Origin of the sequence: Streptomyces sp. Y1 (assembly GCF_041053115.1) — a bacterium.
Taxonomy (GTDB): Bacteria; Actinomycetota; Actinomycetes; order Streptomycetales; family Streptomycetaceae; genus Kitasatospora; species Kitasatospora rubellomurina.
Map to the genome: position 1 here is coordinate 2512392 of NZ_CP163445.1, position 21739 is coordinate 2534130.

Consider the following 21739-nt stretch of genomic DNA (forward strand, 5'->3'; position numbering starts at 1 on the left):
CGGCTGATTGCTGCTCAGGCCCGGACGGAATCCTGGCTGATGAGTGTGCCGATCTTCTCACTCTTCACCGCGCGCGCGATATTGCCCTCCGCCAGCAGTTCGAAGACCAGCATCGGGAGGTTGTTGTCCTTGCACAGCGTGATCGCGGTGAGGTCGGCGACCTTGAGGTCGCGCGCGATGACCTCGGAGTACTCCAGGGCGTCGAACTTGACCGCGTCCGGGTTGGTCCGGGGGTCGGAGTCGTAGACGCCGTCCACGCCGTTCTTGCCCATCAGCAGGACGTCCGCGTGGATCTCCAGGGCGCGCTGGACGGCGGTCGTGTCGGTGGAGAAGTACGGCATGCCCATACCGGCGCCGAAGATCACCACACGGCCCTTCTCCAGGTGCCGGACGGCTCGCAGCGGCAGGTACGGCTCGGCGACCTGGCCCATCGTGATGGCGGTCTGGACCCGGGTCTCGATGCCCTCCTTGACCAGGAAGTCCTGCAGCGCGAGGCAGTTCATGACGGTGCCGAGCATGCCCATGTAGTCGGAGCGGGCCCGGTCCATGCCGCGGACCTGCAGCTCGGCGCCCCGGAAGAAGTTCCCGCCGCCGATGACCACCGCGACCTCGGTACCGGCGCGGACGACGGTGGCGATCTCACGGGCGATCGCGTGCACGACGTCCGGGTCGACGCCGAGCCCGCCACCACCGGCGAAGGCCTCACCGGACAGCTTCAGCAGCACCCGGCGGCGCGAACCGGCCTTGGGGTCCTGCGCGGTCTCCTGCGTCTCCTGCATGGACTTCTCCTTTTTGCACCTGCTGGCTCACAGGCCCGGGCGTGCGGGGCCCCGGTCTGCGCGTACACGCGAGGAGGCCACTGCCGCGGGAACCGGTTCGGTGTCCTGCACGGCAATGGCCTCCTCGTCGTTCATGGTGCCGACGCGGGCCGCCCGTTGACGGTTGGCGCTGGGTGAGCCCGTTCGGCGTTCCTCCCGCCCCGGTCAGCGGGCGGGGGCGGTTCCCAGCCTAGAGGGGCCGGGGACCAGGGGGAACGTGGCTCAGGCGCCGACGCGGAAGCGGGCGAAGCGCTTGAGGGAGACGCCGGCCTCCTCGAGGACCTTGGCGACGGTCTTCTTGTTGTCCTTCGCGAAGGCCTGCTCCAGGACGGAGTTCTCCTTGACGAAGCCGGTGACGCGACCCTCGACGATCTTCGGCAGGGCGGCCTCGGGCTTGCCCTCCTCGCGAGCGGTGGCCTCGGCGACGCGGCGCTCGTTCTCGATGGCCTCGGCCGGGATCTCCTCGCGGGACAGGTACTTCGGCGCGAAGGCGGCGATGTGCTGCGCGACGTCCTTGGCGACCTCGGCGTTCTCCTTGTCCAGCTCGACCAGGACGCCGACGGCCGGCGGCAGGTCGGGGCTGGTCTTGTGGAGGTAGACCGCGACGAAGCCCTCGCCACCGAACTGGGCGAAGCGACGGAAGACGATCTTCTCGCCCAGGGTCGCGTTGGCCTCGTCCACGAACTGCTGGACGGTCTTGCCGGCCTCGATCTCGGAAGCCAGGGCGGCGTCCAGGTCGGCCGGGGCCGTCTTGGCGACGTGGGCGGCGATCGCGTCGGCGACCTCGACGAAGTTGTCACCCTTGGCGACGAAGTCGGTCTCGCAGTTCAGCTCGACCAGGACGCCGGACTTCTTGTCCTCGGCGATCAGCGCGGCGACGGCGCCGTTGGAGGCGTCACGGCCCTCGCGCTTGGCAACGCCCTTCTGGCCCTTGATGCGCAGGAGCTCGACGGCCTTCTCGACGTTGCCCTCGGCCTCGTCCAGGGCCTTCTTGCAGTCCATCATGCCGGCGCCGGTGAGCTCACGGAGCTTCTTGACGTCCGCGGCGGTGAAGTTCGCCATGGTGTGAATCTCTTCTCGCGTCTCGCGTGTCTGCGTGGGGATGCGCCGGGACCGTTGGTTCGGTCCCGGCGCGGGAGAGAGGGGCACCCGCCGGCTTCGTACCGGCCGGTGCCCCTCACCCTTGGTACGTCAGGCCTGCTCGGCCGGAGCCTCGGCGGCCGGGGCCTCGGCGGCGGCGGGGGCCTCCTCGGCCTTCTTCTCGCCCTCGATGAGGTCCTTCTCCCAGTCGGCCAGCGGCTGGTCGGCGCCCGGCTCGGCCTTGGCGTCGCCCTTGGCGACACCGGCGCGGGCCTTCAGGCCCTCGGCCACGGCGTCGGCGATCACGCGGGTCAGCAGGGTGACGGAGCGGATCGCGTCGTCGTTGCCCGGGATCTTGTAGTCGACCTCGTCGGGGTCGCAGTTGGTGTCGAGGATGGCGACGACCGGGATGTTGAGCTTCCGGGCCTCGCCGACCGCGATGTGCTCCTTCTTGGTGTCCACGATCCACACGGCGCTGGGAACGCGCTGCATGTCGCGGATACCGCCGAGGGTCTTCTCCAGCTTGTCGTGCTCGCGCTGGAGGACCAGGAGCTCCTTCTTGGTGAGGCCGGAGCCGGCCACGTCCGAGAAGTCCAGCTCGCCGAGCTCCTTGAGGCGCTGCAGACGCTTGTAGACGGTCGAGAAGTTGGTCAGCATGCCGCCGAGCCAGCGCTGGTTCACGTAGGGCATGCCCACGCGGGTGGCCTGCTCGGCGATGGCCTCCTGGGCCTGCTTCTTCGTGCCGACGAAGAGGACGCTGCCGCCGTGGGCAACGGTCTCCTTGATGAACTCGAAGGCGCGGTCGATGTAGTTCAGCGACTGCAGGAGGTCGATGATGTAGATGCCGTTGCGCTCCGTGATGATGAAGCGCTTCATCTTCGGGTTCCAGCGGCGGGTCTGGTGACCGAAGTGGACGCCGCTCTCCAGCAGCTCCCGCATCGTGACGACGGCCATGGCCGTGCTCCTCAGGTGTTACGGCCCGGCTGTGGCGTTCCCTCGTGGGGTGGCCGCCCTCGGCCGGGTCAGTCTCGGTTTGTCCGTGGCAGCCAGGTGACAGCCACGCCTGACGCCCCGAACGTGCCGAGCCGCTACCACCCTCCCGGTCCTGGGACCGTTCGGGCTCGGGCGGACCGAGCGGCACTCGCACCTGGCGGGGGCTGCGGTCGAACCGTGTCCGTCCACCGGTGGCGGGGCGTGCGAAGTCGACCCGGCGGACCGGGTCGCGTGTGAAGTGTACGGGAAGCGCCGAGGGGCGGGCGACTCCGCGAGCGGCGGAGGGCCCGGGGCGGGCGCGCTCGCGGGGGCGGAAGGGGCCTCGATCGGGCCCGGCGTCTCCCGGCGGTATGCCGCCGGGACTCCCCGCGTATGCCGTTTCTACACCGGATGGCGGCGTCCGTACACCCGTTGGGGGGACGGGCGCGGGGCGGGGAGGCGGTTTGTCCACAGGAATCCGGAAGTGGGTGGAGCGGGGGGCGGGAGCGCGGTGAGCCTGGGCGCATGACTGTTCGTGCAGGGATGGTGCTGGTGGTCCTGCTGCTGCTCGCGCCGTCCGGGTCGGCCGGGGTGCCGGGGGTCTCCCCGATGGGCTCTGCCGCCAGGGGTTCTGTCGCAGGGGGTTCCGCCGCAAAGGGTTCTGCCGCGGGGGGCCGTGTGGTCGCGGGGGGCCGTGTCGCGGGCACGGCGGGCGGCGGGGGCGGGCGGGCCTGGCCGGTGGGCGGGCCCGGCAGCGTGCTGGGGCGCTTCGAACCGCCGCCGAAGCCCTGGTCCGCCGGCCACCGCGGGGTGGACCTGGCCGCCGCGCCGGGCGCGCCGGTCCGCGCGGCCGCGGGCGGGGTCGTCGCGTTCTCGGGGCTGGTGGCGGGGCGCCCGGTGGTGACCGTCACCCACCCGGGCTCCGGCAGTCCCCCGCTCCGGACCACCTACCTGCCCGTGCTGGGCGCCGTACCGGTCGGCACGACCGTGGCCGCCGGGCAGCCGATCGGGCTCCTCGCCCCGGACGGCCGGCACTGCGCCGGACGGGACTGCCTGCACTGGGGGCTGCTGCGCGGGGGCCGCTACCTCGACCCGCTGGCCCTGTTCGGGACGGGCGCGGCACGGCTGCTGCCGCTGGGCGGCGCGGGTGGGGCGGACAGCGGGGTGGGCGGAGTGAGCGGGGTGGGCGGCTCAGGGCCGGTCGAGGCCGTGCAGAGCCAGGGCGACAGCGGCATCGGCGATCGCCTCGGGGCGCTCGACCAGGCATCCCGGCCGGCTCCCGCCGGCCGTCTGCTCGACCTGACGGACGGCCGCCTCCACGATCCCCTGCAGCAGCGCCGCGGCCAGCCGGGGCCGCTCGTGGCCCAGGTCCTCCAGCGCCTGGACGACCAGCCCGACCAGCTTCCCGTGCGCCGCGCGGATCCGCTCGCGCGCCGCCTCGTCGAGTTCCAGCGCCGAGATCGCCACGACCGCCCGGTGCCGCGGGTCGGCGGCCAGCGCCAACTGGCCCCGGACGTACGCCTCGATCCGCTCGGCCGCGGTGTCACAACTGCCCATGCCGGCCTCGATCTCGGCCGCCCAGAGCGGGAAGTCCACCTCGCACAGCGCCTCGACCACGGCGGCGCGGGAACGGAAGTACTCGTAGACCGAGGAACGCGCCAGCCCGGTCCGCGCCGCGAGGGCCGGGAAGGTCAGGGCCTCCATGCCGCCCTCGGTGAGCAGGGTGCGGGCGGCGTCGAGGAGGGCTGCCCGCTGCAGCTGGCGATGCTCGGCCACCGTGGCCGCTCGGATCTTGGGCACGCACCCACTGTACGGAGCCCTACCTCCGGCCGGTACGGTGCCGCGCAATCGAAGGACGGAGGGGCCCCGGCGGGCCACCCCGGCGTACCGGGCGAGGGGCCGGGCGCCGCCGGAACCGGGCGCTACCGGACGTCCGACAGCTTGGCCCGCAGCTGCAGCACGGACTTGGTGTGGATCTGGCTCACCCGGCTCTCCGTCACGCCGAGCACCTGGCCGATCTCGGCGAGGGTGAGGCCCTCGTAGTAGTAGAGCGTCACCACCGTCTTCTCCCGTTCGGGGAGGGTGTTCACCGCCTGGGCCAGCAGCCGGCGCAGCTCGCGGTCCTCCGCCACCTCGACCGGGTTGTCGGCACCGTGGTCCTCCAGGGTGTCCATCAGGCTGAGCCGGTCGCCGCCCTCCCCCACCGGATGCAGCAGCTCGTCCAGGGCCACCACGTTGGCCAGCGACAGCTGGCTGAAGATGGCGTGCAGGTCCTCGATCGCGATGCCCATCTCGGCCGCGACCTCGGGATCGTGCGGCGTTCGGCGCAGCCGGGCCTCCAGGGTGGCGTACGTCCGCTCGACGGCCTTGGCCTTCTGCCGGACGGAGCGCGGGATCCAGTCCAGCGCCCGCAGCTCGTCGATGATCGCGCCGCGGATCCGGCTGATCGCGTAGGTCTCGAACTTGATGGCCCGGTCGACGTCGAACTTCTCGATCGCGTCGATGAGTCCGAAGACGCCGGAGGAGACGAAGTCGGCCTGCTCGACGTTGGCCGGCAGGCCGACCCCGACCCGGCCCGCCACGTACTTGACGAGTGGTGAGTAGTGCAGGATCAGCTGTTCGCGCAGGCGCGGGTCGCCGGTCGCCTTGTAGGCGCGCCAGAGTTCTTCGAGCGCGCTGCGGCCCTGGGCCGCGGGCTCGACCGCCTCGGGCGCGGCCGCCTCGGGCGCAGCGGTCCGGGGCACCGCCGCCTCGGGTCCGGCCCCGCCCGGCGCACGCCCACCCGGCTCGCGCCCGGTGGGCGTGCGGGCACCGGTCCGCTGCGCCCCCGGCGCCCCCGGTACCCGCGGCGCCCGTTCCCGCCGGGGCGGGGAGACCGGCGGAGGGGCCGCGTCGGGCGCCGGCGCGTCGCCGGTCGGGTGGGGCGCGCCCGCGGCGGCCGCGCCCTCCACGGCCGCGTGGCCGGCGGCGGCACCCTCACCGGCCGCGCCGTCCGCGTCCGCAGGCTGGCCTGGCACCGCCGCCGGCCGGCCGCCCTGGCGCGACAGGCCTCCCATCGTCCCCGTCTGCTTCGACGGGAACTCGGTCACGGGGCGCCGATCGGTCCTCGGCCCTCCCGAGGACCGGGCGCCACCGGTCACTCTGTGGCCGGGAATGTGTGTGGGCATGCGTAGGTCTGCGCCGTTCTGCCGGGTCATGTGCTGATAGGGAAGGCAGGTGGAGCGTAGCGTGACCGACTCGATGCAAAGCGCTACCGCCACTCGGTCGTCCCCCGATCCGGTGGCGTTCGCCCGCCGGAACCGGGCACCCGATCGGAAGAACCGGATCAGCAGGTCAGCCGCGCGATATCGCTCGGACACCCCGTGGCGGTCCGCCGTCCTGAGCCGCCCTCCGTTCTGGTCCGTCCTCCGCTCCCGCGATCACCTCCTCCGCACCACGCGCCAGTGCGCGCCGTGCCGCTCCACGAAGCCGAGCGAGCCCAACTCGTAGAGCTTCTGCAGCACTTCGTCCGGCGGCAGGCCGGACTGCCGGGCCAGCCGCTCGATCGGCGCGCCCTCGGCCGTCGCCGGGACGGCCTCCAGGACCCGGGCCACCCCCGGCTCCAGCAGGTCCCGGGGCAGCACCGGGCCGGCCTGCTGCGGCGCCAGGTCGTCCCCGATCGCCCCGATCAGCTCGGTGACCTCGGCCGCGTCGGTGACCAGGGTGGCCCCGCTGCGGATCAGGGCGTGCACCCCGGACGAGAGCTCCGAGGTCACCGGGCCGGCCACGCCCATGGTGTGGCGGTTGAGGTCGCGTGCCCGTCTCGCCGTGCTCAGGGCGCCGCTGCGCATCGCCGCCTCCACCACCACGGTGCCCCGGGTGAGCGCCGCGATGACCCGGTTGCGCAGGACGAAGCGGAACCGGTTGGGGTGTTCGCCGGGCGGGAGCTCGCTGACCAGCAGGCCCTGGACGCCGATCCGCCGGATCAGTTCGGCGTTCCCCTTGGGGTAGGCCACGTCGACCCCGCAGGCCAGCACGGCGACGGTCGTCCCGCCCACCGCGAGCGCCCCGCGGTGCGCGGCCGCGTCGATCCCGTAGGCGGCGCCGGAGACCACCACCCAACCGCGCTCGGCCAGTTCGGCCGACAGTTCGCCCGCGACGTGGGCGCCGTACGCGGTGCAGGCCCGGGAGCCGACCACCGCCACCGAGCGGAGCGCCAGCAGCCGCAGCGAGCCGGTGCCGGTCGTCCACAGCCCGATCGGGCGTCCGTCGCCCAGGTCGTCCAGTTGACTGGGCCACTCCGTGTCCCCCGGAATGATGAAGCGCCCACCCGCGTCCTGTACCCGTTTCAGGTCGTCGGCCGGGTCCGGCCCGGGGAGCCGTGCCTGGTAACCGGCGAGCCGGGCGGGGTCCAGGCCAGGGTGTGCGGGGACGGTGCCGTCCCGGATCGCCCGCACGACCTCGGTCGCGGGGAGCCGGCCGAGCCAGCGGCCGACCACCGCGTCCCCCGGCTCGCTGACCCGGTTGAGCAGGGCCCGGGCCAGGCGCTCCGGCTCGGGTTCGACCGCCGTCCGGTCCGTGCCGGGCGGTCGGGGGTTCCTCAGCGACTGGTTCACGTCTCACCGCTTCCGTTGTCGTCGATCGTTCGTCGGCGGTCGCGGGCACCGGCCCGGCCGTCGTTCGGGCCGCCGCGCTGGCCGGGGATGCCGCCGAGCTGGCCGAAGACCCGCTCGGTCAGCGGGAGGGCGCCCTGCTCCACCCCGGTGCGCAGGACCAGGGCGGTGCGCACGTCCCGCTGGTCCGGTCGGTCGCGGCCGGCGAGGTCGGCGACCGTCCAGGCCACCCGGAGCACCCGGTCCAGCCCCCGGGCGGTGAGCAGCCCCCGCTCCAGCTGGCGGGCGACGTCGTTGAGCGCGTCCGACGCGAGCTGCCACCGGGTGCGCAGCTCGTGGCCCGGCACCTCCGCGTTGGTCCGCCACGGGGTGTTGGCCAGCCGGTCCGCCGCCCGCTCCCGGGCGGCCAGCACCCGGGCCGCCACGGTCTCGGTGCTCTCCGCCGAGGCGTCCCGCTCCATGAGTTCGGCCCTGGTCACCGGGGCGACCTGGACCTGGAGGTCGACCCGGTCCAACAGCGGCCCGGAGAGCCGCCCTTGGTAGCGGCTGACCATCACCGGGGTGCACTCGCAGCCCTCGCCCCGCCGCGAGTACCGGCCGCAGGGGCAGGGGTTGGCCGCCAGGCAGAGGAGGAAGCGCGCAGGGAGCCGGAGCGATCCGGCCGAGCGGGCGACCACCACCTCGCCCGACTCCAGCGGCTGGCGCAGCGCGTCCAGCACCCGAACGGGGAACTCGGGCGCCTCGTCCAGGAAGAGCACGCCCCGGTGGGCCAGCGAGACCGCACCCGGTCTCGGCAGGCCGCTTCCGCCGCCGACGATCGCGGGCATCGTGGCGGAGTGGTGCGGGGCGCAGTAGGGCGCGGTGTCGATCAGCGGTCGCCCGGCCGGGAGCAGGCCCGCCACCGAGTGCACGGCGGTGACCTCCAGTGCCTCCTTCTGGGTCAGCGGCGGGAGCAGTGCGGGCAGCCGCTCCGCCAGCATCGTCTTGCCCGCGCCGGGCGGGCCCTTCAGGTACAGGTGGTGTCCGCCGGCGGCGGCGATCTCCAGGGCGCGCCGGGCCTCGTACTGGCCGGCCACGTCGGCCATGTCGAGGTGGGCCCGGTCCGCGGGCAGGCCGCGGACGCTCGCGCTGGGCAGCATCAGCCCGGCCATCAGCGGGTCCGGCCGGCCGCTGATCGGATCGGGCGGTTCCTCCGGCACGGGCATCCCGGTCAGGATCGCGACCAGTTCGCGCAGGCTCCGGACGCCGATCACCGACACTCCGGGGACGAGCGAGGCCTCGGGCGCCGTCTGCTCGGCGACCACGACCCGCTCGTACCCGGCGTCGGCCGCGGCCAGCACCGAGGGCAGCACGCCGCGGACGGGCCGCACCCGGCCGTCCAGCCCCAGCTCGCCGATGAGCAGCAGGTCGGCGATGGAGGCCGGCTCCAGCCGCTCGGCGGCGGCCAGCACGGCACAGGCCACCGCGAGGTCGAAGCCGCTGCCGCTCTTGGGCACCGAGGCGGGGCTCAGCCCGACCGTCAACTTGCGCTGCGGCCAGGCCTCCCCGCTGTTGCAGACGGCGGCACGGACGCGGTCGCGGGCCTCGGTGAGGGCCTTGTCGGGCAGGCCGACCAGGGTGAACGCGGCCACCCCGGGCTCCAGATCGGCCTGGACCTCGACGACCACGCCGTCGACCCCGACGAGGGCGACGGAACAGGTGCGGGCGAAGGCCATCTCAGACCACCCCCCGCAGGTGGTCGACCAGGGCCGCACCCCGCGCCCGGTTGACGACCGCCACCAGGTCGATCCGCACGCCCCCGGGCGGTGCGGGCGGCCACTGCGGATCGGCCGGCCCGGGCTCGTACCCGGGCCCGGCGAGCCGGGCGAAGTGGTCGGGCCAGCGCTCGGCCAGCCAGCGCTCGGCGAGGCGCCGCAGCCGGGCCGCCTTGGCCCGGTCGATGGCCTCGCTGGGCTGTTGGAAGCCCCGCTCGGAGCGGGTCTTCACCTCGCAGACCGCGACGGTGTCGCCGTCGAGGGCGACGATGTCCAGCTCGCCCTCGGCGCAGCGCCAGTTGCGGTCCAGGATGCGGAGCCCGGCCTCGGTGAGGCGGCGGGCGGCGACCCGCTCGCCGTAGCGGCCGAGCCCGTTGTTGGTGCTGCGGCCCGGGGCCCCTCGGGGGCTCCCGGCGCTCGTGGCGCGATCCGGCCCGGCCTGCTCCCGTACGGCCCGGCCCGGTTCGCGGACGTCCTGCGTGACGGTGTTCCGCGTGTTCTGCACGACGGTGTGCTGCATGGTGACCACCTCCGCCGAGGAGGCTGCACCGTCGCGCACGATCAGGCCGGGGAATTTCGCTCCCCTGTGGATAACTCGGGCCTGTGGAAAACCTCTGTCACCCTCAGGAGTGAGAAGCCCCGTTCACGCGAAATTCGGCTGGACAACGCGGGCCCGAGTCGTTCAACGTCAGTTCCCGAAGCCGGACTCGTCCGAGGGCAGCTCCAGATCGCTCTTCGCGAGTTCCTCGATGTTCACGTCCTTGAAGGTCAGCACCCGGACCTTGCGGACGAACCGGGCCGGCCGGTACATGTCCCAGACCCACGCATCCGCCATCGACACCTCGAAGAACACCTCGCCCTGGACCGAGTGCACCTGCAGCTCGTAGTCGTTGGTGAGGTAGAACCGTCGCTCGGTCTCGATCACGTACTTGAACAGGCCGACGACGTCCCGGTACTCCCGGTAGAGCTTGAGCTCCATCTCGGTCTCGTACTTCTCGAGATCTTCGGCACTCATCCAGGCGTCCCCTCAACTCGTCACGTCCACCCATTGTGGACCACCGCACCCACGCTCAGAGCCGTTCCGGATCGACCGGCGGGCCCTCCCTGAGCAGTCGCTCCAGGAAATCCGCCAGTCCGGCCGGATAGACCGTCTCGGCCGTCGACCTCAACTCGTCGACCGTCCACCAGCGCGCCCCGAGCAGTTCGGCGTGTTCGTCCTCGCCCATGCCCGAGTGGTCCAGATCCGTCTCGGCGGTCCGGGCCAGGTGGAACCACTGCTCCTGCTCGTAACGCTGCCCCCGAAAGGAGAACGACACCGTGCCGTACGCCACCAAGGGCCCCAGGTCCACGCCCCGCAAGCCCGTCTCCTCCGCGAGCTCCCGCTCCGCGGCCTCCCGGACGCCCTCCCCCGCTTCCAAGCCGCCGCCGGGCGTGAACCACCACGTCTCGCGGGGTTCGGCCGGGTCGGCGCCCAGGAACAGGAGGATGCGGTCCAGTCCGTCGAGCAGCAGGATCCGCGCGGCCTTCCGCCGTTGTGCTGTCATGGCCGCGCTCCACGCTCCTTCCGTCCGCATCGGTGGCGCTTCCGATCCTGCCACCCGGCGCGGCCGTCCGGGGCGATGTTCGGCAGAGCGGCCCGCCCCGCGACGCTCCCGGTCAGGAGGCGGCGTCCTCCCGGCGGAACCGGCGCGCCAGACCCGCCACCCCGCTCACCGCGCACACCACGATGATCAGCGCCGCGCCGCCAACGGTCGCGTACGCGGCCGGCGCGAGCGGGCCGGGCGAACCGGCCTTCGGGCCGGCGAGGCCGTCGAAGGCGGCCGTCCGGTCCAGCAGGCCGGTGCGGCCGAACGGAAGGAGAGTGGCCTCGACCCTGGCCTCCACCCCATCGGCCGGGACGGTCCCGCCGTCGACCTCCAGGTGGGTGCGGGAGTCGAGCGAGCCCTGCCGGTTGTCGCCGAGCAGGAACAGGCGGCCCGGCGGTACCGTCACGCTGAAGGAGTCGCCGCCCTTCGGGCCCTGGTCCGCCAGGTAGGGCTCGTCCACCGGCTGGCCGTTGACGGTCAGCCGGCGGTCCTCCCTGGTGGTGGCGACGGTGTCCCCGCCGACCGCGACCACGCGCTTGACCATGAGCTGGCCGCCCCAGGCCTGGTCCCGGAAGACCACCACGTCGCCCCGGCCGACCGAGCCGCCGTCGACCTTGCGGGCGAGCACGGTGTCCCCGACCTGGAGCGTGGGGGACATCGAGGCGGTGGGGATGTCGTAGGGCCGGTAGTCGACGGCGATCAGCACGAAGCCGCCGATCATCAGCACCAGCCCGAGCGCGATCGCCACGCCCTGCAGCACCGCGGAGACCCGGAGGCGCGGGCGGGCGGGCGCGGCCGCGCGGTCGTCGGCCGTCTGTTCCACCACACCGCTCATAGCAACCGTCCACCTCTGGCCGACCGGAGAACGCCACTGGCGCGCCGGGGTCACGGGCGCGAAAGCCGGCGGGCCGTGGCACGTCCGAGCAGATTACTCGTCGGTACCACGGCCCGCGCAAGAGCTGGGGAGAACCCCGTCGACCTCAGGACTCCTTCCGGCGCCCCACCCGAGCCCGCACCCGACGCACCAGCGGGAGCAGGACGACCGCACCCACCGCACCGGCCACGGGAGGCGCCAGCGGCGCGCCCGCCGCCAGGCCCTTCTGGTCGAAGGTGTCCGGCACCGGGAGCGTCGACCAGTGGCCGACCGGCCAGGCCACCACGAAGGCGCGCCCGATCACGTTGTCCACCGGAACGGCCCCGCCGCCCGGCTGGTCCATGTGGTAGCGGGAGTCCAGCGAGTTGGAGCGGTGGTCGCCCATCACCCAGATCCGGCCCTTGTCCACCTTCACCGGGCCGAAGGGCAGGGTGCCGCACGCGGGGTTGCCCTGGAAGACGTAGGGCTCGTTCAGGGCGACGCCGTTGACCTTCAGCGGGCCGTTGCCGTCGCACTCGACGGTGTCCCCGCCGACCGCGACGACCCGCTTGATCAGGTCCTTCTCGTTGGCGGAGGGCATCAGGCCGACGAAGCTCAGCACGTCCTGGACGCCACGGACGAAGGAGTTGTCGCTCTGCTGGGCCGGCTCGTCGTTCAGCCAGCCGCCCGGGTCGTGGAACACCACGACCTCACCGCGCTCGGGCTCGGCCCCGAACCAGGGGGTCAGCTTGTCCACCAGGACGCGGTCGCCGACCTGCAGCGTGTTCTGCATCGACTCGGAAGGAATGGAGAACGCCTGGACGAAGAAGGTCTTGATCACGAGCGCGAGGACCAGCGCGATGCCGACCAGGATCGGCAGCTCCTTCCAGAAGGAGCGCTGCTTGCGCGGCTTGTCCGACGCCTCCGGCTCCGCGTCCTCCGCCGGCTCGGAATCCGGCCGTTCGGGCTCCGGCCGCTGGGAGTCGGGCCGCTGGGGCTCTGCCGAGCCCTCCATGCCGTCACCGTGCTCGTCCGCGGTCTGGGCCGCCGCGTCCTCGACCGAGGCCGAGGCCGCCGTGGACTCGGCGGACCGGGCCACTCGGCGGCCGGAGCCCTCGGGCTCTCCGGCGCCTGAGCGGGCGCCGATCACCACATCCCCCACAACGTCTCCTCCCTGCTGTGCGGACGCCCGCGCGCCCGCTCTCACAGTGCCGCACAGCGGGCACCACGCCGACCGATGGCCATGAACGCCTCAGGGCTGCCCACAGCGGGCTCCCCTGACACCAGCACGGCCACGGCACGCGGCCGGGACCTCCGGCCGCACCTGCACTTCTCTATCACTCCGAGGCATCCGGCTCGCGATCCCACACGCGCGGCCCGGCCGGTCGAGCGCGGGACGCGGCTCACTCCGGGGGCCGCCCCGGCCGGCGAACGACGAGCGGAAGGATGCCCAACACACCCATAACGAGCGGGGGTTCTACGGGAAGCGGCCCAACCGCCACCGAATCCGGCGCAGTTCCGTCAGCCCGCGCGGCCCGCGCGAGAGAGGAGAGTGAACTCGGCGCATCGAGTTGATGCATGCGGCCCAGCGGCCAGGTGATCGCGAACGCGCGACCGACCACGCCGCTCAGCGGGATCGTCCCCTGGCCCGGATTCCCCATGTGGAAGCGGGAGTCGGCGGAGACGTCCCGGTGGTCGCCCATGACCCAGAGCCGCCCCGCCGGCACCTTCACCTTGAACGGCTGCCGGGACGGCGGGTTGCCCGCCGCCAGGTAGGGCTCGCTCACCGGCGTGCCGTTGACGCTCAGCCGCCCCTGCGCGTCGCAGCACTCGACGGTGTCCCCGCCGACGCCGATGACCCGCTTGATCAGATCCTGCTCGTCGCTGGACGGCAGCAGCCCGACGAAGGTGAGGACCTGCTTGGACGCCCGCAGCACCGGGCCGTCGTCCGAGGCCTTGTGGTCCTGCTCCAGCCAGCCGCCCGGGTCCTTGAACACCACCACGTCGCCGCGCTGCGGCTCACTGCCGAACCAGGGGGTCAACTTGTCCACCAGCACCCGGTCCCCGACCTGGATGGTCTGCTCCATCGAGCCCGAGGGGATCACGAACACCTGGATCAGGCAGGTCTTCAGCACCAGCGCCACCACCAGGGCGACCAGGATGATCAGCGGGAACTCGCGCAGCAGCGAGCGCCTGCGGCGACGAGCGGCGCGCCGGGCACTGCGGCGGCGCTCGGCCCGGCCCCGGCCCGACGGGGCGGTGTCGGGCCCGGCGCCCCCGGGCCCGGCGCCTCCGGGCGGCCCGGCCTCGGCCGGTTCCCCGGCCGGACGGTCGACGACCCGTCCCCTACCTCTGGTCCCCATGACCACCCGTCCCCGCGAGGGTGGTGAAGGCGGCCGGGCGGTCCAGGCTCGTCCAGCGGGAGAACGGGTAGACCACCCAGTCGGCCCGGCCGATCACCTTGTCCTCGGGCACGAAGCCGCCGCCGGGCTCTCCGAGGTGGTCGCGCGAGTCGCGGGAGGCGCTGCGGTGGTCGCCCATCACCCACAGCTCTCCCGCGGGGACGACCACGTCGAAGGCCACGCTCGACGGGTCGTCGCCCGGGGCCAGGTAGGAGGTCTCGTCCAGCGGCACGCCGTTGACGGTGAGCGGTCGGCCCGGGCCGGTGCTGGTCACCCGGTCCCCGCCGACGCCGATGACGCGCTTCACGAAGACCGTGTCCGCCGCCGGGACCAGTCCGAGGTCCCGGCCCACCGAGCGCAGCTCGTCCCCGATCCCGGGCGGCTGCTCGGACTCCCGCAGGAAGGAGCCCGTACCGTCGAAGACCACGACGTCGCCCCGCTGGGGGTGACCGCCGAAGGCGTAGGCGAGCTGGTTCGCGATGATCCGGTCGCCGGGGCGCAGGGTGTCCTCCATCGACCCGGAGGGCACCGCGTACGGGCGCGCGACGAAGGCGTTCACCAGCAGCAGGGTGAGCAGGCAGATCCCCGCGAGCATCAGCAGGTCCCAGGAGCGCGACCGGCCCGGCTCCTCCTCGGCCTCCCCGGCCTCCTCGCCGCCGCCCTCGGCCTTCTCGCCGCCCTCGGCCTTCTCGCCGCCCTCGACGACGTCGACGCCCGCGCCGCCCTCGACGTCCCCGGGCCCCCCGGCGCCCTCGGGGCCCTCGGGGGAAACGACCGCGGACCGCGACAGCGGCTCCGCACCGGTGGGTGCGGGACTGCCGTCGCGGTCCGCGGGTGGCTCGTGCGTGCTCATCGGGGGCTGAGCTTACCGTGTGGTCGGCCCCGCCCCCCGAGCGCTCCGGTCCCCGGCCGGGCCGGGGGTCGGAGATCAGTTGTCGCGCTTCTCCTTGATCTTCGCGGCCTTGCCGCGGAGGTCACGCAGGTAGTACAGCTTGGCGCGGCGAACGGCACCGCGGGTGACGACCTCGATCTTCTCGACGACCGGGGTGTGCACCGGGAAGGTGCGCTCCACGCCGACGTTGAAGCTGACCTTGCGGACGGTGAAGGTCTCGCCGACACCGGCGCCGTGGCGGCGGATGACGACGCCCTGGAAGACCTGGACACGGGAGCGGTTGCCCTCGATGACCCGGACGTGGACCTTCAGGGTGTCACCGGCGCGGAAGGCCGGGATGTCGGTGCGCAGCGAGGCCGCGTCGACAGCAGCGAGCTTGTTGCTCATGATGCTCTCCATCGCAGGCGCCACGGGCCGCCCACGGAAGTTCGTCGCAATGGGGTCTGCTGCGGGCCGCATCGGCTGGCGGCGATCCCCCCGTGGCGGGGGCGCCGGTCCACGTAGCTCCTACGGAAGGAGCCCAGCGACAGACAGCAGCGGCCTATTCTTCCACACCACCGGCCACGGACCGAAATCGGCCGAGCCGCTCGTCCCAGGCCAGGCCGAGGACGCTGAGCGCCTCCCGCTCCTTCTTGTCGAAGTCGCCGTGCTGCCAGCGCGCGACGAGGTCGGGCCGGTTGGCCAGGGTGCGCGCGAAGGCCTGCTCGCGCCGCCAGCGGGCGATCTTGCCGTGGTTGCCGCTGAGCAGCACCTCCGGCACTTCCCAGCCGCGCCACTCGGCGGGCTTGGTGTAGACCGGGCCCTCCAGCAGGTCGGCCATGGCGCCGGGCGCGAAGGAGTCGTCCCGGTGGGACTCGGCGTTGCCGAGCACGCCGGGCAGCAGCCGGGCGATCGCCTCGACCATGACCAGCACCGCGACCTCGCCGCCGGCCAGCACGTAGTCGCCGATCGAGGCCTCGACCACCGGCATCCGGGTGGCCGCCTCCTCGATCACCCGCCGGTCGATGCCCTCGTACCGGGCGGGGGTGAACGCGAGCCAGGGGCGCCCGGCCAGCTCCTGGGCCAGCTCCTGGGTGAACGGGCGGCCGCTCGGGGTGGGCACCACCAGGGTGGGCAGTTGGCCCTCGGGGCCGCCGGCGATCACCGCGTCCAGCGCCTCGCCCCACGGCTCGGGCTTCATCACCATGCCGGGGCCGCCGCCGTACGGGGTGTCGTCCACCGTGCGGTGCACGTCGTGCGTCCACTCCCGCAGGTCGTGGACGTGCACGTCCAGCTGGCCGCGGGCGCGGGCCTTGCCGACCAGCGAGATGTCCAGCGGTTCCAGGTACTCCGGGAAGATCGTGACGACGTCGATCCGCATCCCGCTCTGGACGGTCGGCGCGGCAGGCGCGGTCTGGACGGCCGACACGGCCTGTGCGGACGGCGCGGACGCCTGCGGCACTTCCTGGAAGGGCTGCTCGACGGTCACTCCGACTCCTCCGCAGCCACGTCGGATCCCGAGCCCGAACCCGCGCCCTCGCCCGACTCCTCCGCGGTCTCGCCGCGCGAGCCCGCGACCTCGGCCTGCTCCGGGTCGATGAGCCCGGCCGGCGGGGTGATCACGGCGCGCTGGTTCTCCAGGTCGATGGTCGGCACGATCTGGCTGACGAAGGGCACCAGCACCTCCGTCCCGTCCGCCTTCTTCACGGTGAGCAGGTCCTGGTACGGCAGGTGGACGACCTCGGTCAGCTCGCCGACCAGGGTGCCGTCGAGCAGCACCACGTCCAGCCCGATCAGCTGGTGGTCGTAGTACTCCTCCGGGTCCTCGGGGCGCTCCTCGGGGTCGACCTCCGAGATGAGCAGGGTGCCGCGCAGCGCCTCCGCCGCGTTGCGGTCCTTGACGCCGGCGAAGCGCAGCAGCAGCCGGCCGCTGTGCACCCGGCCGGACTCGACGGTCAGCGGTCCGACGGACGCCGGGTCGGTCAGCACGACGGCGCCCGGGCCGAGCCGGAGCTCCGGCTCGTCGGTGCGGACCTCGACGCTGACGTCCCCCCTGATGCCGTGGGCACGGCCGATCCTGCCGACGACGAGCTGCACGGTGATCGTTCTCCTGGAGTTCCTGTACCGATTCGGATTGCGCGCCGGCGCCCGACGCGCCGGGATGCGAAAAAGGCCGACCGGGACGACATGCGTCCCGGTCGGCCTCAAGCCCCTGACGGCTGCACGAGCAGCTGCGTCAGCGAATGTTGTCCACGTCGACCAGGTCGACCCGGACGTTGCGACCGCCGAGGGCGCCGACCACGGTGCGCAGAGCGCGCGCCGTGCGGCCGCCCCGGCCGATCACCTTGCCGAGGTCATCGGGGTGCACCCGCACCTCGATGGTGTTGCCCCGACGCAGGTTGCGCGAGCGCACCTGCACCTCGTCGGGGTGCTCGACGATGCCCTTCACCAGGTGGTCGAGGGCGTCCTCGATCACGATCAGGCCTCGGCGGCGGCGTCGGCCTCAGCCTCGGCCTTGTCCGACTTCTTGGCCTTCGGGGTGATGGCGACGCCGGTGGTGGCGTCCTCGAAGCCGGCGACGGCCTTGGCGAACAGGTGCGAGAAGTCCTCGACCTTCGGCTCCGCGACCTTCAGCGGGGCCGGAGCCGGCAGGCCCTTGAACTTCTGCCAGTCGCCGGTCAGCTTCAGGATGGCGAGCACCGGCTCGGTCGGCTGGGCGCCGACGGACAGCCAGTACTGGGCGCGGTCGCTGTCGACCTCGATCTTCGAGGGGTTGTAGGTCGGCTGGTAGATGCCGATCTCCTCGATCGCGCGACCGTCACGCTTGGTGCGGGCGTCGGCGACGACGATGCGGTAGTGCGGGGAGCGAATCTTGCCGAGACGCTTGAGCTTGATCTTGACTGCCACGGGAGTGGATTCTCCTGGTGTTGACGTGGGTGAGCGACCGCGCCGTCCGCGTGGGGTTGCGGGGCGCAGCGTTCAAGGGACACGCCAGCCGTAGGAGAGAGGGGTCCTGCTCGGCTGCCGAGTACTCAGCTGTCCATTCTGCCATACCGGCGCGAACCGCCTTCACCCGGCCGTAAACCTCCCCGGCGCGCGCACCTCCGTGCCGCCTGCCGCCCGGGGCTCGACCGGGAGCCCCCGCTCCCGGTCCAGCCCTTGGAGACCCACCGTCCGACCGCTCGGCCCGCCGACTGCCCGCACAGTCGCCGACCGTTCTCCGGTTCCCCCCGGTTTCGAGCGGTCCCGGCCCGGATTACGCGATCTTGAACGGTTGCTGGCACGCACCGCAGACGATGGACGCCTGCGCGAGCACCGACGGCACGACGCGGACGTTGCGCCCGCAGCCGCAGACCGCCTTGACCCGGACGCCGCCCCCGGAGGAGCCGTGCCGGGCGGCCGGTCCGCGGAAGGCCCGCGTCCCGCCCTCGCCGGCCACCGCTTCCTGGTGCGCGCCCAGGGCGCGGTCCAGGCGCTCGATGGTCCCGGCGTAGCGCTCCTGGGTCTCCTTGAGCATGGTCACCTGGGAGAAGCCGCTGCTGGCGTGCGGCTCCACCGGGTGCGCCAGGCCGAGCTCGGAGGCGAGCATCAGGAAGCGCCGGTTGTGGTAGCGGCCGGCCCGCGAGGTGTCCCGGATGTCCCGGGCCGCGGCCAGACCGTGGGCAGCCTCGTGGAGGAGCCGCTCGAAGCCGAGCCGCGTGCCACAGGCCGAGGAGGACTCGCCGATCAGGGCCTCGGGCGAGGCCAGGTCGGGGAGGTCCTGGTGGTAGGCCTGGATGTCGCTCCAGGCGGCGGCCAGTTCGGCCGCGAGAACGAGGGGCTGTGTCGTGCTCACGCTAGACCAACGATGGAGTGCGAGCCGATGTTCCGCATGTTCCCGTTCTCCGGGAATTCCCAGGGAACTCCCAGGAATGCAAGGCCGCGCGCGAATTGCGCGTTCCGGATCTGACGCAAGACCAACCCCCTGCCGGTTTCGGCGCGCCGCGAGGTCGACGTGCCTGGTGAATTCCGTCCTGGGGCGGGCTGTCGCCGACAGGACGTACGGCCCGTGAGCCCTGCCGAGTTGACAGGGCCACGGGCCGTACACCGTACCGCTATTCCGTTAATGCCGGGAGTTGACCGGTCAGTAGCAATCCGGGCCGCCGGTGCGGCCGGGAAGAGTTACCGATTTCTTACCCCGCCGCATTACGGGCAAATGTCGCCCGAGCCGGTCGACAACCTCACCCGATCGGGCGCGGAACACGATCCGTACACCCGATCGGACCACGATCAATGCGGCCGATCGGGTGATCCGGTCAGTACGCGCGCGCGACGATCGCGACGTTGCCGTCCTGGTCGTCCGACGCCGGCACCGAGCCGTCCGCCGCGACGATGCAGCGCACCGTGACGCCCTGCTCGGCCAGCTTGGCCTCGCCCTCCGCGCCGAGGTCCGCCCAGGAGATCCGGCCCCAGCCGGTGGCGGCGGCCTCGACGGCCTCGTCGATGGTCTTGACGTCCACCGTACGGGCCTCGCGGCGCTCGCGGGACTGGCGCAGCAGCAGCGCCTGGTCCTCCTCCAGGACGCCCGGCAGCAGCGCGGCCAGCGCGTCGATGGCGACCGGCTCCTTGCCGCCCGGGATGCGGCGGGCCAGCATCGCGGTGCCGTTCTCCAGGTCGCGCGGGCCGACCTCGATGCGCAGCGGAACGCCCTTGAGCTCCCAGTCGACGGCGCGGCGGCCGAACGGGGTGTCGGTGCGGTCGTCGACCACGACCCGGATGCCGGCGGCCTCCAGCTGGGCGCCGATCTCGCGGACCTTGGCGATGACGGCGTCGTCGCCCTTGATCGCGAGCACGACGGCCTGGACGGCGGCCAGGCGCGGGGGCACCCGCAGGCCGTTGTCGTCGCCGTGGGACATGATCAGGCCGCCGACCATGCGGGTCGAGACGCCCCAGGAGGTCTGCCAGACGTGCTCGCGCTCGGCGCCCTGCAGCTGGTAGGTGGTGTTGAACGCCTTGGCGAAGTTCTGGCCCAGCTCGTGGCTGGTGCCCAGCTGCAGCGCCTTGCCGTCGCCCATCATGCCCTCGAGCGTGAGGGTGTTGATGGCGCCGGCGAAGCGCTCCTTGGCGGTCTTGCGGCCGAGCACGACGTCGATGCCGAGCACGTTCGTCATGAAGTCGCCGTAGACGTCGGTGTGGATCATCGACGCGTACGCGCGGGCGTCCTCGTAGGTGGCGTGGGCGGTGTGGCCCTCCTGCCAGAGGAACTCGGTGGTGCGCAGGAAGACGCGCGGGCGCAGCTCCCAGCGGACCACGTTGGCCCACTGGTTGATCAGCAGCGGCAGGTCGCGGTGGCTCTGGACCCACTTGGAGAAGTACTCGTTGATGATCGTCTCGGAGGTCGGCCGGACGACGACCGGCTCCTCCAGCTGCTTGCCGCCGCCGTGGGTGACCACCGCGAGCTCGGGCGCGAAGCCCTCGACGTGCTCCGCTTCCTTGGTCAGGTAGGACTGCGGGATGAACATCGGGAAGTAGGCGTTCTGCGCGCCGGCCTTCTTGATCCGGGCGTCCATCTCCTGCTGCATCCGCTCCCACAGGCCGTAGCCGTACGGTCGGATGACCATGGTGCCGCGCACCGGACCGTTGTCGGCCAGCTCGGCCTTGTTGATGAGGTCCTGGTACCAGCGCGGGAAGTCTTCCGCCTGGGGGGTGAGAACGGGTGCCTTAGCCATGGGCGGAATGGTACGGGGGGTGGCCGCCCGACTTCGAATCGGTTCACACCCGCGTCAGCGGATCACCGCCCGCAGGGGGCGCACGACCGCGACACGCGCGCACCACCCCGCACCCCTCTGGACGCCGGGCCCGACCCGCTGTTCGCTGGAGTGGGGCGGGACTTTGGGGGAGCCGTAGCAGCACACCGAAGGACCGGATGGGAGGCCGCGATGGCTTCAGCTCGGACGACCGGCAGGACCGGCACGAGCGGCACGGCCGTACGACCGACGGGCGCCCGGCAGACGGGCGCGCGACCAGCGGACGCACGCTCGCCGGACGCACGCCCGCACCGCCCGCTCCCCGGGGCCGCCGGGCCCGCGCGGGCGCGCGACTGGGCGGAGATCCAGGAGCGCATGCTGGTGCCGCTCTACGAGGCCGTCCACGACCGGCTGGAGGTCGGCCCGGCGAGCAGCGTGCTGGGGCTGGGCTGCCGCTCCGGGCTGGCGCTGCTGCTGGCCGCCGGGCGCGGCGCCCAGGTGGCCGGGCAGGAGCCGCTGGACGAGCTGCGCGAGCTGGCCCGCGGACGGCGGCTGCGGGTGTGCGCCGGGTCCCGTCCGGCCGCCGCCGTCCCCCGCTCGGCCCATTCGCTGGTGACGGTTTTCGAGCAGTTGCCGGGCGCGGCCGATCCCGGCGCGGTGGTCGCCGAGGCGGCCGGGCTGACGGTGCCGGGCGGGCACGTGGTGCTCGCCGTCTGGGGCCCGCCGGAGCGCTGCGAGAGCGCGCCGGTGCTGGACGTGGCGCGCCGGTTGGCGGGCCGAACCACCGCGCGCGACCCGTTCGAGCTGAGCGTGCCCGGCGCGCTGGAGGACCTGCTCGCCCCGGCCGGCCTGCGCCCGGCCGGCAGCGGGCGGGTGGCCTGCCCGTTCGCCTATCCGGACCTCGACAGCGCGGTGCGCGGGCTGCTCTCCACCGGGCTGTTCGAGGCGGCCGAGGAGTTCTCGGGCGCCACGCTGGTGGCCAAGGAGCTGGAGGAGGCGCTGCAGCCGTACCTGCGCCCGGACGGCTCGGTGCGGATGGAGAACGTGTTCCGCTACCTGATCGCCGAGCGGCCGCGCTGAACCCG

Annotated in this window: 22 protein-coding genes and 1 pseudogene; 2 read left to right on the forward strand and 21 right to left on the reverse strand. The window is 73.1% G+C overall.

Annotation, left to right across the window (positions count from 1 at the left end; all coding sequences use genetic code 11):
• Positions 1–14 precede the first annotated feature (14 nt).
• The 3 genes from pyrH to rpsB form a co-directional block, all read right to left on the reverse strand.
• Complete coding sequence (gene pyrH, locus AB2U05_RS10455) at positions 15–779, reverse strand: UMP kinase (RefSeq protein ID WP_030056790.1); 765 nt, start codon at positions 777–779, stop codon at positions 15–17.
• A 261-nt stretch (positions 780–1040) separates the two neighbouring features.
• Positions 1041–1880 (reverse strand): translation elongation factor Ts, encoded by an 840-nt coding sequence (gene tsf / locus AB2U05_RS10460; protein ID WP_045700213.1) that lies wholly within the window; start codon positions 1878–1880, stop codon positions 1041–1043.
• 129 nt (positions 1881–2009) lie between these two features.
• On the reverse strand, positions 2010–2852 hold the full coding sequence (gene rpsB / locus AB2U05_RS10465) for a 30S ribosomal protein S2 (protein WP_045700214.1): 843 nt from the start codon (positions 2850–2852) through the stop codon (positions 2010–2012).
• 627 nt (positions 2853–3479) lie between these two features.
• On the opposite strand from rpsB, the pseudogene AB2U05_RS10470 reads away from it, so the two are divergent.
• Positions 3480–3953, forward strand: a pseudogene (locus AB2U05_RS10470) (murein hydrolase activator EnvC); the annotation flags it as partial.
• Between the two features lie 108 nt (positions 3954–4061).
• Here the strand turns inward: AB2U05_RS10470 and AB2U05_RS10475 are convergent.
• From AB2U05_RS10475 to proS, 18 genes are all read right to left on the reverse strand, one after another.
• The gene (locus AB2U05_RS10475) at positions 4062–4646 is read right to left on the reverse strand and encodes a TetR/AcrR family transcriptional regulator (protein ID WP_045710415.1); all 585 of its coding nucleotides are present in this window, start codon (positions 4644–4646) and stop codon (positions 4062–4064) included.
• Between the two features lie 146 nt (positions 4647–4792).
• Positions 4793–5614 carry an RNA polymerase sigma factor WhiG gene (gene whiG, locus AB2U05_RS10480; RefSeq protein ID WP_045700234.1) on the reverse strand — a complete coding sequence of 274 codons (822 nt, stop codon included), beginning with the start codon at positions 5612–5614 and terminating at the stop codon, positions 4793–4795.
• Positions 5615–6289: 675 nt separating this feature from the next.
• A complete protein-coding gene (gene dprA, locus AB2U05_RS10485) occupies positions 6290–7465 on the reverse strand; it encodes a DNA-processing protein DprA (RefSeq protein WP_208615527.1) in 1176 nt (391 codons plus the stop codon).
• The gene (locus AB2U05_RS10490; protein WP_369183085.1) at positions 7462–9177 is read right to left on the reverse strand and encodes a YifB family Mg chelatase-like AAA ATPase; all 1716 of its coding nucleotides are present in this window, start codon (positions 9175–9177) and stop codon (positions 7462–7464) included. The genes dprA and AB2U05_RS10490 overlap by 4 nt, the downstream gene beginning before the upstream one ends.
• Before the next feature lies 1 nt (position 9178).
• A complete protein-coding gene (locus AB2U05_RS10495) occupies positions 9179–9736 on the reverse strand; it encodes a YraN family protein (RefSeq protein WP_078860462.1) in 558 nt (185 codons plus the stop codon).
• 168 nt (positions 9737–9904) lie between these two features.
• Positions 9905–10231, reverse strand: a complete 327-nt coding sequence (locus AB2U05_RS10500) for a DUF2469 domain-containing protein (protein ID WP_030056781.1) — start codon at positions 10229–10231, stop codon at positions 9905–9907.
• A gap of 55 nt (positions 10232–10286) precedes the next feature.
• Positions 10287–10760, reverse strand: coding sequence for an NUDIX hydrolase (locus tag AB2U05_RS10505; protein ID WP_045708663.1), 474 nt, complete (start codon positions 10758–10760; stop codon positions 10287–10289).
• A gap of 112 nt (positions 10761–10872) precedes the next feature.
• Positions 10873–11637 (reverse strand): signal peptidase I, encoded by a 765-nt coding sequence (lepB, locus tag AB2U05_RS10510; RefSeq protein WP_045700215.1) that lies wholly within the window; start codon positions 11635–11637, stop codon positions 10873–10875.
• Between the two features lie 145 nt (positions 11638–11782).
• Entirely contained in the window at positions 11783–12817 is a 1035-nt protein-coding gene (gene lepB / locus AB2U05_RS10515; protein ID WP_369183086.1) for a signal peptidase I, read from the reverse strand.
• Positions 12818–13058: 241 nt separating this feature from the next.
• A complete protein-coding gene (gene lepB / locus AB2U05_RS10520) occupies positions 13059–14018 on the reverse strand; it encodes a signal peptidase I (protein WP_369183087.1) in 960 nt (319 codons plus the stop codon).
• Positions 14002–14910: a signal peptidase I gene (lepB, locus tag AB2U05_RS10525; protein WP_369183088.1), complete on the reverse strand. Its 909-nt coding sequence runs from the start codon at positions 14908–14910 to the stop codon at positions 14002–14004. The genes lepB (AB2U05_RS10520) and lepB (AB2U05_RS10525) overlap by 17 nt, the downstream gene beginning before the upstream one ends.
• 75 nt (positions 14911–14985) lie before the next feature.
• Positions 14986–15336, reverse strand: a complete 351-nt coding sequence (gene rplS / locus AB2U05_RS10530; RefSeq protein WP_033824618.1) for a 50S ribosomal protein L19 — start codon at positions 15334–15336, stop codon at positions 14986–14988.
• A gap of 154 nt (positions 15337–15490) precedes the next feature.
• Positions 15491–16309, reverse strand: coding sequence for a tRNA (guanosine(37)-N1)-methyltransferase TrmD (trmD, locus tag AB2U05_RS10535; RefSeq protein ID WP_369185937.1), 819 nt, complete (start codon positions 16307–16309; stop codon positions 15491–15493).
• Between the two features lie 104 nt (positions 16310–16413).
• Positions 16414–17025, reverse strand: a complete 612-nt coding sequence (gene rimM, locus AB2U05_RS10540; RefSeq protein WP_045700218.1) for a ribosome maturation factor RimM — start codon at positions 17023–17025, stop codon at positions 16414–16416.
• Between the two features lie 139 nt (positions 17026–17164).
• On the reverse strand, positions 17165–17404 hold the full coding sequence (locus AB2U05_RS10545; RefSeq protein ID WP_030056773.1) for an RNA-binding protein: 240 nt from the start codon (positions 17402–17404) through the stop codon (positions 17165–17167).
• Positions 17405–17406: 2 nt separating this feature from the next.
• Positions 17407–17835: a 30S ribosomal protein S16 gene (gene rpsP, locus AB2U05_RS10550; protein ID WP_045700219.1), complete on the reverse strand. Its 429-nt coding sequence runs from the start codon at positions 17833–17835 to the stop codon at positions 17407–17409.
• 349 nt (positions 17836–18184) lie between these two features.
• On the reverse strand, positions 18185–18763 hold the full coding sequence (locus AB2U05_RS10555; RefSeq protein WP_045700220.1) for a hypothetical protein: 579 nt from the start codon (positions 18761–18763) through the stop codon (positions 18185–18187).
• A 460-nt stretch (positions 18764–19223) separates the two neighbouring features.
• The gene (gene proS, locus AB2U05_RS10560) at positions 19224–20636 is read right to left on the reverse strand and encodes a proline--tRNA ligase (protein ID WP_045700221.1); all 1413 of its coding nucleotides are present in this window, start codon (positions 20634–20636) and stop codon (positions 19224–19226) included.
• Positions 20637–21029: 393 nt separating this feature from the next.
• Here proS and AB2U05_RS10565 point away from each other — a divergent pair, with 393 nt between their 5' ends.
• Positions 21030–21734, forward strand: coding sequence for a class I SAM-dependent methyltransferase (locus tag AB2U05_RS10565; RefSeq protein ID WP_045700222.1), 705 nt, complete (start codon positions 21030–21032; stop codon positions 21732–21734).
• Positions 21735–21739 lie beyond the last annotated feature (5 nt).